The 15,984-nt window shown below is 39.2% G+C and carries 17 protein-coding genes and 1 tRNA gene; 7 read left to right on the top strand and 11 right to left on the bottom strand.

The annotated features are described in order from the left end of the window. Positions 1 to 44: 44 nt before the first annotated feature. Positions 45 to 120, top strand: a tRNA-Ala gene (locus HXY53_09210). A 94-nt stretch (positions 121 to 214) separates the two neighbouring features. Here the strand turns inward: HXY53_09210 and HXY53_09205 are convergent. The 11 genes from HXY53_09205 to HXY53_09155 all read right to left on the bottom strand — a co-directional run bounded on the left by HXY53_09205 (position 215) and on the right by HXY53_09155 (position 9,963). Then, complete coding sequence (locus tag HXY53_09205; protein NWF76725.1) at positions 215 to 802, bottom strand: GTPase domain-containing protein; 588 nt, start codon at positions 800 to 802, stop codon at positions 215 to 217. Between the two features lie 11 nt (positions 803 to 813). Continuing rightward, the gene (locus tag HXY53_09200) at positions 814 to 1,308 is read right to left on the bottom strand and encodes a roadblock/LC7 domain-containing protein (protein NWF76724.1); all 495 of its coding nucleotides are present in this window, start codon (positions 1,306 to 1,308) and stop codon (positions 814 to 816) included. A 32-nt stretch (positions 1,309 to 1,340) separates the two neighbouring features. Beyond that, on the bottom strand, positions 1,341 to 2,279 hold the full coding sequence (locus HXY53_09195; GenBank protein ID NWF76723.1) for a pyruvate ferredoxin oxidoreductase: 939 nt from the start codon (positions 2,277 to 2,279) through the stop codon (positions 1,341 to 1,343). A 1-nt stretch (position 2,280) separates the two neighbouring features. Beyond that, a complete protein-coding gene (porA, locus tag HXY53_09190) occupies positions 2,281 to 3,462 on the bottom strand; it encodes a pyruvate ferredoxin oxidoreductase (protein ID NWF76722.1) in 1,182 nt (393 codons plus the stop codon). Beyond that, the gene (locus HXY53_09185; GenBank protein ID NWF76721.1) at positions 3,462 to 3,755 is read right to left on the bottom strand and encodes a 4Fe-4S binding protein; all 294 of its coding nucleotides are present in this window, start codon (positions 3,753 to 3,755) and stop codon (positions 3,462 to 3,464) included. The genes porA and HXY53_09185 overlap by 1 nt, the downstream gene beginning before the upstream one ends. Next, entirely contained in the window at positions 3,752 to 4,327 is a 576-nt protein-coding gene (locus tag HXY53_09180) for a 2-oxoacid:acceptor oxidoreductase family protein (GenBank protein NWF76720.1), read from the bottom strand. Before HXY53_09180 ends, HXY53_09185 begins: the two co-directional genes overlap by 4 nt. 373 nt (positions 4,328 to 4,700) lie before the next feature. Beyond that, entirely contained in the window at positions 4,701 to 5,114 is a 414-nt protein-coding gene (gene ndk / locus HXY53_09175) for a nucleoside-diphosphate kinase (protein ID NWF76719.1), read from the bottom strand. 11 nt (positions 5,115 to 5,125) lie between these two features. Then, positions 5,126 to 6,052, bottom strand: a complete 927-nt coding sequence (gene mdh / locus HXY53_09170) for a malate dehydrogenase (GenBank protein NWF76718.1) — start codon at positions 6,050 to 6,052, stop codon at positions 5,126 to 5,128. Positions 6,053 to 6,216: 164 nt separating this feature from the next. Then, entirely contained in the window at positions 6,217 to 7,515 is a 1,299-nt protein-coding gene (locus HXY53_09165; GenBank protein NWF76717.1) for an HlyC/CorC family transporter, read from the bottom strand. A gap of 133 nt (positions 7,516 to 7,648) precedes the next feature. Continuing rightward, a complete protein-coding gene (locus HXY53_09160; GenBank protein ID NWF76716.1) occupies positions 7,649 to 8,725 on the bottom strand; it encodes an isocitrate/isopropylmalate dehydrogenase family protein in 1,077 nt (358 codons plus the stop codon). Between the two features lie 2 nt (positions 8,726 to 8,727). After that, entirely contained in the window at positions 8,728 to 9,963 is a 1,236-nt protein-coding gene (locus HXY53_09155) for a homocitrate synthase (protein ID NWF76715.1), read from the bottom strand. 260 nt (positions 9,964 to 10,223) lie between these two features. On the opposite strand from HXY53_09155, the gene fabG reads away from it, so the two are divergent. The 6 genes from fabG (at position 10,224) to HXY53_09125 (ending at position 15,972) form a co-directional block, all read left to right on the top strand. After that, on the top strand, positions 10,224 to 10,964 hold the full coding sequence (gene fabG, locus HXY53_09150) for a 3-oxoacyl-[acyl-carrier-protein] reductase (protein NWF76714.1): 741 nt from the start codon (positions 10,224 to 10,226) through the stop codon (positions 10,962 to 10,964). 72 nt (positions 10,965 to 11,036) lie between these two features. Beyond that, positions 11,037 to 11,267, top strand: coding sequence for an acyl carrier protein (gene acpP, locus HXY53_09145; GenBank protein NWF76713.1), 231 nt, complete (start codon positions 11,037 to 11,039; stop codon positions 11,265 to 11,267). A gap of 8 nt (positions 11,268 to 11,275) precedes the next feature. After that, entirely contained in the window at positions 11,276 to 12,520 is a 1,245-nt protein-coding gene (fabF, locus tag HXY53_09140) for a beta-ketoacyl-ACP synthase II (protein ID NWF76712.1), read from the top strand. Between the two features lie 32 nt (positions 12,521 to 12,552). Beyond that, complete coding sequence (gene rnc / locus HXY53_09135; protein NWF76711.1) at positions 12,553 to 13,248, top strand: ribonuclease III; 696 nt, start codon at positions 12,553 to 12,555, stop codon at positions 13,246 to 13,248. A gap of 73 nt (positions 13,249 to 13,321) precedes the next feature. Then, a complete protein-coding gene (locus HXY53_09130; GenBank protein NWF76710.1) occupies positions 13,322 to 13,495 on the top strand; it encodes a YHS domain-containing protein in 174 nt (57 codons plus the stop codon). Between the two features lie 59 nt (positions 13,496 to 13,554). Continuing rightward, a complete protein-coding gene (locus HXY53_09125; protein ID NWF76709.1) occupies positions 13,555 to 15,972 on the top strand; it encodes a heavy metal translocating P-type ATPase in 2,418 nt (805 codons plus the stop codon). The last annotated feature ends 12 nt before the right edge of the window (positions 15,973 to 15,984 follow it).

Raw genomic sequence — 15,984 nt, 5'->3', positions numbered from 1 at the left:
ATGGTAGTGATAGCTTTATAATTAAAATTGTTTTAGAGATGGAAGGGCGGTTAGCTCAGATGGGAGAGCGCCACGTTCGCAACGTGGAAGTCGGGGGTTCGAATCCCCTACCGTCCACCAGCCGAATTGCCTCATCAAAAATCTAAATGAAATAGATAAACATTACAGGGATTAAAGTAAATTTTAGGGATATCGAAATATGGATTGGTTATTTTTAATAATGCTTTTTTAACTCTATTAAAACCTTTTTGGCAACTGTTTTAAGGGTTTCGAAAACACCTTTCCCTGTTACAGCAACAGCTTCGAAGTAAGGCACGCTTCTGTGATTCAAAAGCCTGTTCATCTCTTCAACAGGAACTATATTTGGAAGGTCTCTCTTGTTGTATTGAATGACGAATGGAAGTTTGTCAAGTTCATAACCCTGTTCAGCAAGGTTAATAGCGAGGTCGTCAATGCTCTCGAGGTTTGATTCCATACGCTCAATCTGGCTATCTGCAACAAATACAACGCCGTCAACCCCTTTTAGTATAAGTTTTCTACTGGCAGCATAGAAGACCTGTCCGGGAACCGTGTAAAGATGGAAACGTATCCTGAAACCCTTAATATCTCCAAGAGCTAATGGTAGAAAATCGAAGAAGAGAGTTCTTTCTGTTTCTGTTGCAAGGGAGATGAGTTTTCCCTTTTGATCTGGATTCGTTCGTCTGTATATATATTGAAGATTTGTTGTTTTTCCACAAAGTCCAGGACCATAATAGACTATTTTACAATTGATTTCTCGTGAGGAGTAATTAATAAAGGACACTTAAGATACACCTACCGGAAGAGATTGTCAATATCTTCATCACTAATCTCTGCAAAGATGGATTCCTCAAATTTTCCCTCACCCTTTTCTTTTTCAGCTTTCTGATTTATTTCATCAAAAATCTTTCCTAATGCCTCACTTGCCTTTTTCACACGTAGACGAACCAGACCCAACGATGAACGTTGATCAAATATTACAACAAGGATAATTCTTTGACCAATAACTGAAATGTGTATATTATCATTTTCACCTTCGTGGAAAAGAATTGAGAATTCCTTTTCACCCAGAAGTCTTGCAATTCCACCTGTTGCTGCAATATTTCCAGCCGTTAAAGAAGCCAGAGATGTAGTGTCAAGATCACGAGTTTCCCCTGCAGATGCAATGAGCTGACCATTCTTGTCTACAAGGAAGACTACTTTAGAATTTGATTGATGATATAATTTCTGGAGTTCCTCGTCAATCTTATGGAACTCCTCTTCATACATTACGAGGTCAGAACCAATCATGGTTTTAAAACTATCATAATTACTTATTTATTTCAAGTAACAAAAAGAGATTCTTCTTTATTAAGTTTATCCCATTCTCTGTCAATATCTTCCTGAAACTTTTTTATGATCCATTCATTTTCAGGTTTGAAGAGGTGCTTGAATCTCCCCTGTGGTTTAAGGAATTCTTCTATTGGTTTTTTTTCTTTTGGTCTGAACGTTATTCTGGTAATACCGTTTTCTATTTCATATAGTGGCCAGTAACAGGTCTCAACCCCAAGCCTGCTCAACAGAATAGAATCATCTGTGCGGGATCTCCAGCCTCTGTTGCAAGGGGAAAGAATATTCATAAATTTAGGGCCTTTTATCTCCAATGCCTTTTTTACCTTTTTAACGAGATCCATCCAGTGGCTTGGTGAAGCTTGTGCAACATAGGGTATATTATGGGCTGCCAAGATTTTTGTTAAATTCTTTCTCTGCTCGGTTTTCCCTGGAATCTTACTTCCAGCAGGTCTTGTAGTGGTGTCGGCGCCAAGCGGAGTAGCACTTGAGCGTTGAATGCCGGTGTTCATATAAGCTCCATTATCATAACAAATATAAAGCATATCATGGCCTCTTTCCATCGCTCCTGAAAGGCTCTGAAGTCCGATATCATATGTTCCGCCGTCACCACAGAATGTAATGAATTTGATATCCTTTGTTATCTTGCCCTGTTTTTTCAATGACCTATACATTGTTTCAACGCCGGATATAGTTGCTGCTGCATTCTCAAATGCAGAATGTATCCATGGGATTTTCCAGGCAGTGTAATCCGAAATGCAGCTTGAAACTTCAAGACAACCTGTTGATGATGCTGCTATGACAGGATAATCGGATGCAAGAAGAACCATTTTAACGACGGTTGGTGCACCACATCCTGCGCATAATCTGTGTCCTGATGATAATGATATATCCTTTTTTGAAAGTTCCTTTAGTGTGATTATTTTTGCCATATTATTCTCTGACTCCTATGTACTCTTTAAAAGTCTTTACTTTTCCTGTCTCTGAGATCTCAACAAGTTCGTTTAACACATACTCTGCATGCTGGGGCAAATAATCTCTTCCACCTAATCCGTAGATTTTATTAATGAGTATAGGTTTTTTTTCGTATGGATATAGACTTGCAGATATGTCAAGAAAGACCTGTCCATAAGAACAACCAAATGCATCGGATCTGTCAAGAACGCATACAGCTTTTAAATGTTTCATTGCTTCTCCGACTTCTACATAAGGGAATGGTCTGAATAATCTTGGTTTTAAAAGTCCTGCTTTAACTCCTCTATTTCGAAATTCATCTATAACATCCTTAGTAGTTCCAGCAGCAGAATTAAGTATTACAATGCCGATTTCTGCGTCGTCAAGCCTGTATTCCTCGAATAACCCATATTTTCTTCCAGAAAGTTTTTCAAATTCATCTGCTATTTCAAGAACTATATCAGATACCTTTGATGAAGCATCTTCCTGGGATTTTCTATATTCCATATAGTAATCAGGAAGTATGAGAGGCCCGTAACTGACAGGCTTTTCAATATCAAGAAGTGGATTTACTGTAATAAACTCACCGACGAAATTTTGAACCTCTTCATCTTCAAGATATTCAATTCTGTTAATAGAATGACCAATGATGAAACCGTCATAACATATCATGACAGGAAGTCTTAATTTAGTGTGCTCTCCGATGCGGAATGCCTGTATTGTATTGTCATATGCTTCTTGTGCATTTTCAGACCAAAGTTGTATCCAACCAGCATCCCTCGCACCCATGGCATCAGAGTGGTCACAGTGAATGTTGAGAGGTGCTGATAATGACCTATTTACCACAGGCATAATTATGGGCAATCTTAACCCTGAAGCTATAAATAAAATTTCCCACATAAGAGCCAGACCCTGTGATGATGTAGCTGTTGCTACTCTTCCACCTGCTGCGGAAGCCCCAACACAGGCGCTAATAGCACTATGCTCGCTTTCTACAAGGATTAGTTCTGTTTTAACCTGACCATTTGAAACAAAACTCGAGAACCGTTGCATTAGCTCTGTTTGTGGAGTTATTGGATACGCTGCACATACGTCAGGATTTATCTGCCTCAAGGCATTCGCAACTCCTTCATTACCTGTTGCAGCAACGATTTTTGCCATTATTTACCTTCTTCCTCCATAATAATAGCCTTTTTACCTTTTTTCCCAGGACACTCAAGTGCGCATATGCCACAGCCTTTACAAAAGTCATAATCAAATTCAGCTCTTTTGCCATCTTTCACTTTTATTGCCATATCCGGGCAGTATAACCAGCAAAAAAGACACTGTATGCAATTTTCTTCTATAAAGACAGGTCTGAACGACCTCCATGAGCCAGTCTTGAACTCAACAGCATTCCCTGCCTCAGTTATTACTGCTCCAGGGGTTACCTCTTTCCAACTTTTTAATTTCAAGCTTCTTTCACCTCCTCATATCCCCTCTTTGTTGCCTCGAGATTTCCATCTATGATTTTTTGAGAAAACTTCTTGCCAAAACTTTTCTGGACATCTTCGAGGAGGTGTTCGAGTGTTACAATGCCGGTAACTTTAATTATAGCACCAAGCATCGCAGCATTTGGCAATGGTCTTCCAAAACACTCAATTGCAATTTTTGTTGCATCAACTGTGAAGACTTTTTGGTTCGTTTTGACATTCAGCTTCTGTTTGATTTCTGTCGGGTCTTTCGATGTGTTAACAATAAATATTGCATCTTCTTTAGCACCCTCAGTTACATTGATGCTATCAAGAAGTGTTGAATCTACTACACTTATAACCTTTGGATTGAGAACTGGACAGTGCATCCTGATTTCTTTTGAACTTATCCTGTTGTAAGCTCTCAGTGGAGCCCCTGCTCTTTCGGGTCCATATTCAGGAAAAGCCTGAACATATCGCCCTCCGCTTAAACAAGCGTCAGCAAGTACTTTTGCTGCGGTAACGGTTCCCTGGCCTCCCCTTCCGTGCCATCTGATTTCTATAATTTCAGACATGTTACCTCCAATTGAATAAGAGTTATAATTTTAGTCAATTAATATGTGATTTTTCAAGTTGTTTACCTTATTATGATGTTACTATTTTAAAATAGTAACATTATCTTCTTAAAAAGACATGGAAAATAACATCTCTTTATCGCTGGATTTGGGTAAGTTATTAGTTTTTAGAAGATTTTAAAAACATTATCTTAGTATAGTTATAATTGTTGGCTTTACGAATATTTTTATGCATAAAACAAAGAGAGATTATTTAATAATTTTTTATACAATTAAATAAATTTTTGAGCAATATCTGCATTATTCGGGTTAATATGGTCACAAGCTGGATAATGACAAACATTTGCGAAAAGGTCAGTGTTAATAGTGCGTATTAGAAGATCTCAATTGCAGAGAAGAAGAACGGGATCTCATATGCAGCTGACTCTTTTGAATCTGATCCATGAACAATATTATGCTCAATGTCCGAAGCAAAGTCAGCCCTTATTGTACCAGGTGCAGCTTCTTTAGGATTTGTTGCTCCCATAATTTCTCGGACTTTTCGAATAGCATTATTGCCCTCCACGACCATTACAACAATAGGTCCTTCAGACATGAAACTGGTTAGGCTCTCATAAAATGGCCTTTCTTTATGAACGATATAAAAACCTTTTGCTTCTTCTCTGGAGAGTTTGATCATCTTCAGTGCAGCTATTCTTAATCCTTTCTGTTCAAATCTTTTTATAACTTCACCAATAAGGTTTTTACTGACACCGTCAGGCTTGACTATTGATAGTGTTTTTTCCATTTAACCTCCATTTATATTCCTAAATTTTTTATCAATTTTCTTACTGACTTACATGATTTCCTGAATTGTATTTTTTCCTCATTTGTTAATTTCACTTCTACTATTTTTTCAACACCTTCTTTCCCGAGAATAATTGGAACTCCCATGTATAAATCCTTTATACCATATTCTCCGTTTAAATAAGCAGCGCAGGGAAGCATACGCTTTTCATCAAGTAAGATTGATTTAACCATCTGGAATGTAGAAGCAGCTGGTGCATAATATGCACTGCCTGATTTGAGTAATGAGACTATTTCTGCACCACCATTTCTTGTGCGCTCTATTAAAGTATTAATCTTTTTTCTGGAAAGAATTTCCGTGATTGGAATCCCTTTTACTGTTGTGAACCTTGGTAAAGGCACCATATCATAGCCATGTCCTCCGAGAACAAAAGCATCTATATCCTCAGGAGAAACGTTCAATTCCCAGGCTGCAAATGCTGATAATCGTGAAGCATCGAGAATGCCGCCCATACCCATTACCCTTTTGCATGAAAATTCAGTTGTTTTCCATGCGAGCTGTGCCATAACATCCATTGGATTGGTTACCACAATAATTATGGAATGAGGGGATGTTTCTGCAATGTTGTGGCAAACGTTTTTGATAATTTCAGCATTAGCATGTAGAAGATCACTTCTTGACATGCCGGGTTTCCTTGCAAGTCCTGCAGTAATAACAATAACATCAGAGTCTGCTGTATCAGAATAATTGTTTGTTCCTGTGATCTTTGATGATGAATTCCAGAGAGGGCATGCCTCTGCCATATCCAGAGCCTTACCTTGTGGCATACCTTCAACTACATCAAACAAAACAACATTAGCAAGCCCTGACTGAGCAATAAAAAGAGCAGTTGTTGCACCGACATTCCCGGCTCCTATTACTGATACTTTCTTCTTCATGACAAATTAAAATTATAAAGGATAACAAATGATAATGGCAATGTCAGTAAAAAAGTTTATCTACTGACAGTCCAGATGACTTTCAGGGCAATACGGAGGGTGGGTTCATCGGCGGTTTTACGAAAGGGTTACAGGTTAAAGACAGAAGGGCTGGCAGTTTTATTCTATTCTTCCTTAACTTCTTCTGGCAGCTTCTCCAATGTGACCTTGGCAATCCTTTGCCCAACCATCTCTGAGATCGTTATCTTTTTCCCCTCGATTTCAACAATATCTCCAACCTTTGGAATTTTCTGGAGGGTAGTGAGGAGAAAACCGCTCAGGGTTTCATATTCGGTAGATTCAGGAATTTCTATCGCATGATCTTCCTTCAGGTCCCTTATGCTGATAGATGCATCAACTAGCAATGTTCCATCGCTCAACTGTACAACAGGGCTTTCAATATCATATTCATCCCTTATTTCACCTACAATCTCCTCGAGCAGGTCTTCCATTGTCACAAGCCCAGAAACACCACCATATTCGTCAATGACTAAAGCCATATGGATTCTCTTTTTCTGCATCTCTTTAAGAAGATTGCTTATTTTCATAGTCTCAGGAATGAAATACGGTGGCTTAATTATTTTTCTTATGTCTACACTTCCTTTTGCCAGTGAATTCAAGAAATCTTTTGCATAGAGAATTCCCCGGATATCATTCAGGTCCTTGCCGATTACTGGATAACGTGAAAACTGTTCCTCTGTAATGGTATTCTTGATTTCTTCTGCGGTCATTCCAAGACTGATTGTGACCATCTGAGTTGCTGGTGCCATAACTTCTTTTGCTGACATATCGGTGAATTCAAAAACGCTGTGGATGAGGGCCTGTTCTGTTGGCTCAAATATTCCTTGTTCGCCCCCTTCCTGTATTAACATCCGCACCTCTTCTTCGGTGATTGCCCTTCCGGTATAGGTTTTTTTGCCGAAGGGTTTCAGCAGGATATTCGTGCTGAAAGTCATAAATCTTACAAAGACGAAAGCCGCCTTTGAAAAGACCTCAACAAGTCTTGCTGTTTTTAATCCTATTCGCTCAGGATTTGTCAATGCGATTGATTTCGGGATAAGCTCGCCGAAAATAAGGAGAAAGTATGTGATAACGAGCGTAACGATTCCGATCGATACAGCTTCAGCCGAAGAGGCGATAGGTTTTATGGGAATCTCCTGAATTGCCGGTTTTATAATCTGTACTGCAGTTGCACCTCCGATGGCTGCAGCAATCACTCCGGCGAGGGTAATGCCGATCTGGATTGTTGCAAGGAACCTGTCAGGCTCCTCTTTGAATCTCTGGAGAATAAGGGCGTTTCTGTTTCCTTCTTCTACTAATTTCCGGATCCTGATTCGCCGGGTTGCAACAACTGCTATTTCAGCGGCTGCAAAAAAACCGTTGATGATTATAAAAATTATGATAAGAAGGATGTCAGGCCACATGAGATTGCCACGTCGTCCCGAATGTTTTCGGGACTCCTCGCAATGACAGGGGAAAGCATTTGCTGAAGGAGAATTTTACAGCTCTATGTGGGGGTTCTATTGTCTGTGAACTGCCGCTTTCCATCGTTAGGGATTAACTGAGTTTTTCGATTATGGCATCTGCCATCTGTGATGTTGTAGCAGCAGTCGGATCATCAGAGTTAGGTTTCATGTCATAGGTAACATTCTTTCCTTCTTCTATGACAGAAGCTACTGCGGTTTCAAGTCTTTGGGCTGCTTCAAACTCTCCCATATGTTTCAGCATCATAACCCCTGAAAGTATCATAGCCAATGGATTAACTTTATTCAACCCTTTGTATTTCGGAGCACTTCCATGCGTTGCTTCAAAAACAGCATATTCTTCCCCGAGATTTGCGCCTGGAGCAAGCCCAAGTCCGCCGATAAGACCTGCTGCAAGATCTGATACGATATCTCCATATAAATTCGGCAGGACTATGACGTCATATAGTTCAGGTTTTTGAACAAGCTGCATGCACATGTTATCGATGATCCTATCTTCAAATTCAATATCAGGATATTGTGCAGCAACATTCCGTGCTGTATCAAGAAAAAGGCCATCTGAAAATTTCATTATATTGGCTTTATGTACTGCTGTCACTTTTTTCCTTTTGGTTTTTCGTGCATACTCAAAAGCAAATTTAACAATACGCTCAGTAGCATAAACTGATATTGGTTTAATACTTAAACCAGAATCCGGTCTTATTCGTTTGCCTGTCAATTTATGAATAAGTTCTATAATATTTTCAGCACCTTCAGAACCTTTCTCAAATTCAATCCCTGCATATAAATCCTCTGTATTTTCTCTCACGATTATAAGGTCAACATTTTCGTATCGAGATTTTGTGCCTTTAAATGATTTACATGGTCTCAAGCAACAATAAAGATCAAGATTCTGTCTGAGTGATACGTTTACACTACGGAAACCCTTTCCGACAGGAGTTGTAATAGGTCCCTTTAGAGCGATTCGGTTTCTCTTTATGGAGTCAAGAACCCTTTGTGGTAATGGATTGCCTTCTTTTTCATATACCTCAAGTCCTGCTTCCTGTATATCCCAGGAGATAGGGACTCCTGTAGCTTCTATTACACGTTTTGTAGCTTCAGTTATTTCAGGTCCTGTCCCGTCGCCAGGTATTAAGGTGATAGTATACATAATTAAAGATTTACCGTAAGTATTTTCTTCACAACATCAGGATGTGTTGCAATAAGCCTTAATTCATCATCCGTCAGAGGTTTTTGTGTGTGAAGATTAGCATACTGAACAAGTTCAAGAACTCTTCTTGCTTCATTGTCATCCTGAAAATGAAGCCCGAGCTTATCATATACATGTCTGAAGCCTTTAATCCCACCATATTCACCAGTAGTGATTATTCTTCCTGTCTCAGCGAGTTCAGGCTCACCTCTCCCCACATCCTCCGGGTCATAGAGTTCATAGTTGCGTCTGTCTTTCAAGGCACCATCTGCATGGATACCTGATTCATGGGCAAATGCATTTGCCCCAACTCCAGGTTGATTGATCGGTATCGGAATATTGAATGCATAAGAAGCATATCTTCCTATTTTCCACGCTTTTTTCAGATCAACATGTTCGTCAAGGGGAAGCTTGTTTTTTAGTCCTTGTGAAAACTTCAGTGCAAGGATTGTTGAAACCAAGTCACAATTGCCGCAACGTTCGCCATACCCGTTCACTGTTGTATTGATATATGTATCAACTCCACCCTCAATTGCACCCTGTGCACCAGCTACTGAAACTGCTTCTGCCATCCCAAGATCATTATGGCAGTGCATTTCGATCGGAAATTTTGTAGCCAATGCTAAGGCCTTAGTTCTTTCATAGATAGTTATAGGGTCGTCTGTGCCGAGAGTATCGCAGTATCTAAAACGGTCAGCTCCAGCCTCTTTCCCTGCAAGTATAAATTCTATAAGTCTGTCAAGCTCAGTGCGAGAAGCATCTTCTGCATTAATTCCTAAAGTTTCTGCTCCGAGTTCTTTAGCAGTTTTTACTGCATCAATAAGTGATTTGATAATGTCTTTAAAAGTCTTTTTCCCTTGAAATTTACCTTTTATCATGATTTCCGATGTAGACATCGATATATTAAGATGTTTTAGATCTGGACAATTTTTAAAGCTTAATCTTACATCTTCCGGTATAGCCCTGCACCATCCCTCGAGATGAATCTTTTTTATGGTGCCGAGTTTTACAAGTTCGAGATTGGCATTTATATAATTGATCTCATGTTTGAGTGTTGGAAATCCTACTTCACTTTGATAAATCCCCATCTCATCGAGATAGATATTCAGCATTGTTTTTGAAAGTTTAGGAAGTAGTATCCTTGATGTCTGAACACCGTCTCTGTTTGTAACGTCTATTAAATATACTTTGTTTTTCATTATGAGCAATATTCTCCTTTATTTTTTATGTATCCCTGAATTTATAGAGCATAAGGATTTTTTACAAAAAAGTATTCAGATATTGATTATTTTGAGATTAAATATTTCCTTGCTGTATTCATAATCAATTAAGATATTATTAACATAAAATTACTATTATTACAATAACTTCTGTATATTTGCTATTATGTGAAACACTACAGACTGGAAAAGAAAGAGACTCTTTGTTAAAATTAAAACCAGTCTTTAAGGAGGAAGAAATGGATTTGAAAGAACAGGTTGCTCTTGTTACAGGTGGAACACGTGGGATTGGAAGAGCAATTGCTGAAGGTCTTGCAAGACTCGGAGTAAATATTGTTGTTGGTGCAAGGAACGCTGATGCTGCCAGAGATACTGCTGAATATATTTCTGGATTAGGCGTAAAATCATATGGAGTAAAGCTTGATGTTTCAGATGCCCAAGAAGTAACAAAAGTATTTGAAGAGATTCGGGATAGATTCCATAGGATTGACATATTGGTCAATAATGCAGGAATAACAAAGGATGGTCTCCTTATGAGGATGCGAGAAGACGCATGGGATACTGTAATAGACATTAATCTCAAGGGTGTATTTTTATGCACTAAAGAAGCAATAAAGGATATGGCGAAACAGAAGTATGGACGGATAATAAATATAACATCTGTCGCTGCTTTTATGGGAAACCCTGGACAGGCAAATTATAGTGCATCAAAAGCAGGCATAGTCGGATTTACTAAAACAGTTTCAAGAGAATATGCAAGTAGGGGCATAACAGTAAATGCAGTTGCTCCGGGCTTTATAGTAACAGCGATGACTGATGTGCTTCCGGATAATGTTAAGGAAGAGATGAAGAAACTTATTCCTCTTGGAAGATTCGGCACTGTTGAAGATGTTGCAAATGCTGTTATTTTTCTTGCGTTACCTGCGTCAGGTTATATAACAGGTCAGGTGATTCATGTAAATGGTGGTATGTATATGTGATTTAAGATTTCAGATTTATTAAGTAGGCAGTCTAAAATGTGCAATCAAAAAATTTTAAATGGAGGTGTATAGATGGTTGAAGAAAAAGTAAAAGAGATTATATCAAAACAACTTGGGGTTAGTGCATCGGAAGTTGTTCCTGAAGCATCTTTTGTTGAGGACCTCGGGGCTGATTCACTGGACACTGTGGAACTTGTTATGGCTTTTGAAGAAGCCTTTGCGATTGAGATACCGGATGAGGATGCTGAAAAAATTGTAAAAGTTAAGGACGCAATAGATTACATTAACAACAGAAAGAAATAAAGACTCTTATGGATAAAAGAAGAGTGGTAATTACCGGAATGGGAATGATAACCCCTCTCGGTATCGGGGTTAAAGAGAGTTGGGATGCTCTTCTTTCAGGAAAGTCAGGGATAAGGAGGATAACTAAGTTTGATGCTTCTCAATTCCCGACACAGATTGCCGGAGAGGTTGAGGGTTTCAACCCCGAAGACTATATAGAAATCAAAGAGATAAAAAAGATGGACCGTTTTATCCACTTAGCCATCGCAGCCTCAACTATGGCGATGAGCGACTCAGGAATTAAAATAACACAACAGAATGCTGATAGAGTAGGTGTTCTTGTAGGTTCAGGTATAGGTGGATTACATACGATCGAACACTACCATTCTATAGTTCTCACAAAAGGCCCCAGAAAGATAACTCCTTTTTTTATCCCAATGTTAGTAATAAATCTTGCTGCTGGGCAAATTTCGATCAGATTTGGAGCTAAAGGTCCAAATTCTGCGGTATCCACAGCCTGTGCGACAGGAAGTCATGCAATCGGTGATGCTTTTAAAATAATCCAGAGAGGAGATGCAGATGTAATGATTGCCGGTGGTGCTGAATCAGTCATTACCCCACTGGGCATTGGTGGTTTTTGTGCAATGAAGGCTCTTTCGACTCGTAATGAAGCCCCTGCAAAAGCAAGCAGACCATTTGATGTTGATAGGGATGGGTTTGTTATGGGAGAAGGTGCAGGGATCCTGATCTTAGAGGCGCTTGAAAATGCAATTGATCGAGGAGCAAAAATTTATGCAGAACTAATGGGCTATGGGATGACAGCCGATGCATACCATATTACTGCTCCTTCCCCAGATGGTGAGGGTGCTGCGAAGTGTATGGAGATGGCTTTGAGAGACGGAGGCATCGATTACTCAGAAGTGAATTATATTAATGCACATGGCACATCAACAAAACATGGGGATGAACTCGAAAACAAGGCAATAAAAAAAGTTTTTGGAGATTATGCTTATAAGTTAGTTGTCAGCTCTACTAAATCAATGACAGGACACCTTCTTGGTGCGGCAGGTGGTGTTGAAGCTGTTATAACTGCTTTGAGCATTTATAATGATATTGTCCCACCAACTATAAATCTTGACAATCCAGATCCTGAATGTGACCTTGATTATGTACCTCATTTTGCAAAGTCAATACCCGTTCGTTATGCATTAACTAATTCTTTTGGATTTGGTGGAACAAATGCTTGTCTGCTTTTCAAAAAGTTTGAAGAATGAATTAATCATCATTAAAAAATTCATCTTTTTCAATGTCTGAACAGAGCATCTTTGAATTAGAGCAAAATATCGGTTATTCTTTCAGGGATAAAAATCTCCTTATTGAAGCTATTACACATAAATCCTATTATCATGAGAATCCTGATAAAGCAGAAAATTATAATGAGAGGCTTGAATTTCTTGGTGATTCAGTGCTCGGATTTGTAATTGTAGAATATCTTTTTTTATTGAACAATAAACTTACAGAATCTGTGATGGCAAAGACGAAATCTTATACGGTGAAAGAGGCGGTGCTTTTTGAAGTTGCAAATTCTCTGTCTGTTGGAAAATATTTAAGACTCGGAAAAGGAGAGGAAGCTACAGGTGGAAGGGTAAAGAGATCCCTGCTTGCAGATGCAGTTGAAGCTATTTTAGGCGCAGTTTATCTGGATGGTGGTTATGAAAAGGCGCGTGAACTGATATTAAGACTCTTTAAAAAAAGAATAGACGATATTGTGTCTTCAGGCCAATTCCATGATTTTAAAACAGAACTTCAGGAAAAGACACAACTTCTTTACGGGGTTATTCCAGAATATAAAATAGTAAAACAAGAAGGAGAAGAACACAAAAAGATATTTACTATTGACGTATATATTGGAGAAGAAAAATTTGGTACAGGAACAGGAAAAAGTAAGAAAGAAGCAGAAGTCCTTGCAGCAAAAGAAGCTCTTACCAAGATTCAACAATAATTTGATAATTGCATTGTTTTAATCGCATTTTTCGGGTTAAAATTTCATCATAACAATATGAGGAGGTATTGCTATGGCAAAAGACCCAGTTTGCAATATGGATGTAGACGAAAAAAAGGCAGCAGCGATAAGTGAATATAAAGGAAAAATATACTATTTCTGTGCAAAGATATGTAAGGAGAAATTTGAAAAAGAGCCAGAAAGGTATTTAAAAAAGGGAAAAATAATTAAAGAACAAGGCGATTAAATAAGGAAGAGAAATGAAAAATCGGCGAGCTAGAGGATTCAAATCTTTAGGAAGGCATTATGCAAGTAATAGACCCTGTCTGTAAAATGGTCATAGAAGATACTGAAGCTGCCGGGACATCTACATATAAAGGCACTACCTATTATTTCTGTAATTTACAGTGTCTTGAGAAGTTCAATAAGGACCCAGAAAAATATCTGGGGCAGCATGACCGAGAATTAGAAATGCCCATGCATGTTTTAAGTTCTGCCTCATGTATTGGTTACACATGTCCCATGCATCCAGAAATTCAACAGGAAACCCATGGCTCATGCCCGAAATGCGGCATGGGGCTTGAACCTGTGACCCCTTCTTCTGTGATGAAGACCGAATGGACCTGTCCGATGCATCCCGAAATTGTCAGAGATGAGCCGGGAAGCTGTCCAATTTGCGGTATGGCGCTTGAGCCACGCACTGCTTTTGCAGAGGAGGAAAATCCGGAACTTATTGATATGTCACGCCGTTTCAAGGTGAGTGTTGTTCTTACGATTCCGGTTGTTTTTATTGCAATGCATCACATGATTCCAGGATTTTCGCTTGTACGGTGGATAAACTTTAATGTCATGAGATGGCTTGAATTTATTTTCGCAACCCCTGTTGTTATATGGGGAGGATGGCCTTTTTTTGAACGAGGTTGGCAGTCAATTATAAACCGCAGTCCAAATATGTTCACATTAATAGGAATTGGCGTTGCCGTCTCATATGTTTATAGTGTGATTGCTACTTTTTTACCCGGCATATTCCCTGAATCATTCATAGAGAATGGGAATAAAGTTGGAGTATACTTTGAGGCTGCTGCTGTAATTGTTACTTTGGTGCTTCTGGGTCAGGTTCTGGAATTAAAAGCGAGGGGGCAGACCGGCGCAGCAATAAAAGCGCTATTAGGATTAGCGCCGAAAACAGCAAGGCGTATAAGGGAAGACGGGGCAGAAGAAGACATTCTTCTTGACCATGTAAAACCTGGCGATATGCTCAGGATAAGGCCCGGAGAAAAGGTACCGGTTGATGGAATAGTGATTGAAGGATCAAGCTCTGTTGATGAGTCCATGATAACCGGAGAACCGATTCCTGTTGAAAAACATAATGGAGACAGACTTATCGGAGCAACAGTAAACGGCAATGGAACACTAATAATGAAAGCTGAGAGGGTAGGTGCTGAGACCATCTTATCGCAAATTGTTCAGATGGTTTCAGAAGCACAGCGTAGTAGAGCACCCATTCAGAAGCTGGTTGATATTGTAGCAGCTTACTTTGTTCAGATTGTTGTTGCTACAGCAGTTATTACATTTATCATATGGGCATGGATTGGCCCTGAACCACGTTTTGCATATGCCATTATTAATGCGGTGGCTGTGCTCATAATTGCATGCCCTTGTGCCCTCGGTCTTGCAACCCCGATGTCGATAATGGTTGCTACTGGCAAAGGAGCAACACTTGGAGTGCTCTTTAAGAATGCAGAAGCTATCGAAGTAATGAAGAAAGTTGATACACTTGTTGTTGATAAGACAGGGACCCTTACTACAGGTAAACCCAGAATCGTTTCTATCTATACAGAAAAAGGATGGGATGAAAATTCAGTGTTATCTTTAGCCGCAAGTATAGAAAAGGGAAGTGAACATCCCCTTGCCTCTGCTATTGTTAGTGCAGCTAAAGAAAAGAATGTGCAGATTGAAAAAGTAGAAGAATTCCAGTCTTTAACAGGCAGAGGTGTTATAGGAAAAGCGAATGGTAAAACTGTTGCGCTTGGAAATATTAAGTTGATCGAAGAGTTTAATATAAAACATGATGAATTTTTACAAAAGGCAGAGACTATGCGTTCCGAAGGACAGACAGTTATGTTTTTAATAGTAGAAGGTAAGATAGCCGGCCTTATTGGAGTAGCTGATCCTATAAAGGAGACTACTCCCGAAGCGATAGATATGCTTCATAAGGAGGGTGTGAAGATAGTCATGATTACAGGTGATAGTCGCACTACTGCTGAGGCTGTTGCAAAAAAATTAAGGTTAGACCGTGTTGTTGCTGAAGTTTTACCTGATCAAAAAGCAGATGAAGTCAAAAGGCTTCAGGATGAAAAAAATATTGTTGCTATGGCAGGTGATGGAATAAATGATGCCCCTGCTCTTGCACAAGCACATGTCGGGATTGCTATGGGTACTGGTACTGATGTAGCGATAGAGAGTGCAGGTGTGACTCTTGTAAAGGGAGACTTAAGAGGAATTGTGCGTGCTAGACTTCTGAGCAAGACAACAATGAGAAATATCAAGCAGAACCTCTTTTGGGCTTTTTTTTATAATTCAATAGGTATTCCTATTGCAGCAGGTGTGCTTTATCCTTTTTTTGGTATCTTACTAAGCCCGATGATAGCTGCTGCTGCAATGAGTTTTAGTTCGGTTTCAGTAGTCGGAAATGCTTTGAGATTAAGAAGGATTAAATTGTAAGTGTGTGCAAGT

The sequence above is a fragment of the Nitrospirota bacterium genome (genome assembly GCA_013388455.1).
Lineage (GTDB): Bacteria > Nitrospirota > Thermodesulfovibrionia > Thermodesulfovibrionales > SM23-35 > JACAFF01.
Note: the sequence above shows the minus strand (reverse complement) of the source record. Positions and strands in the feature narration are given on the sequence as shown.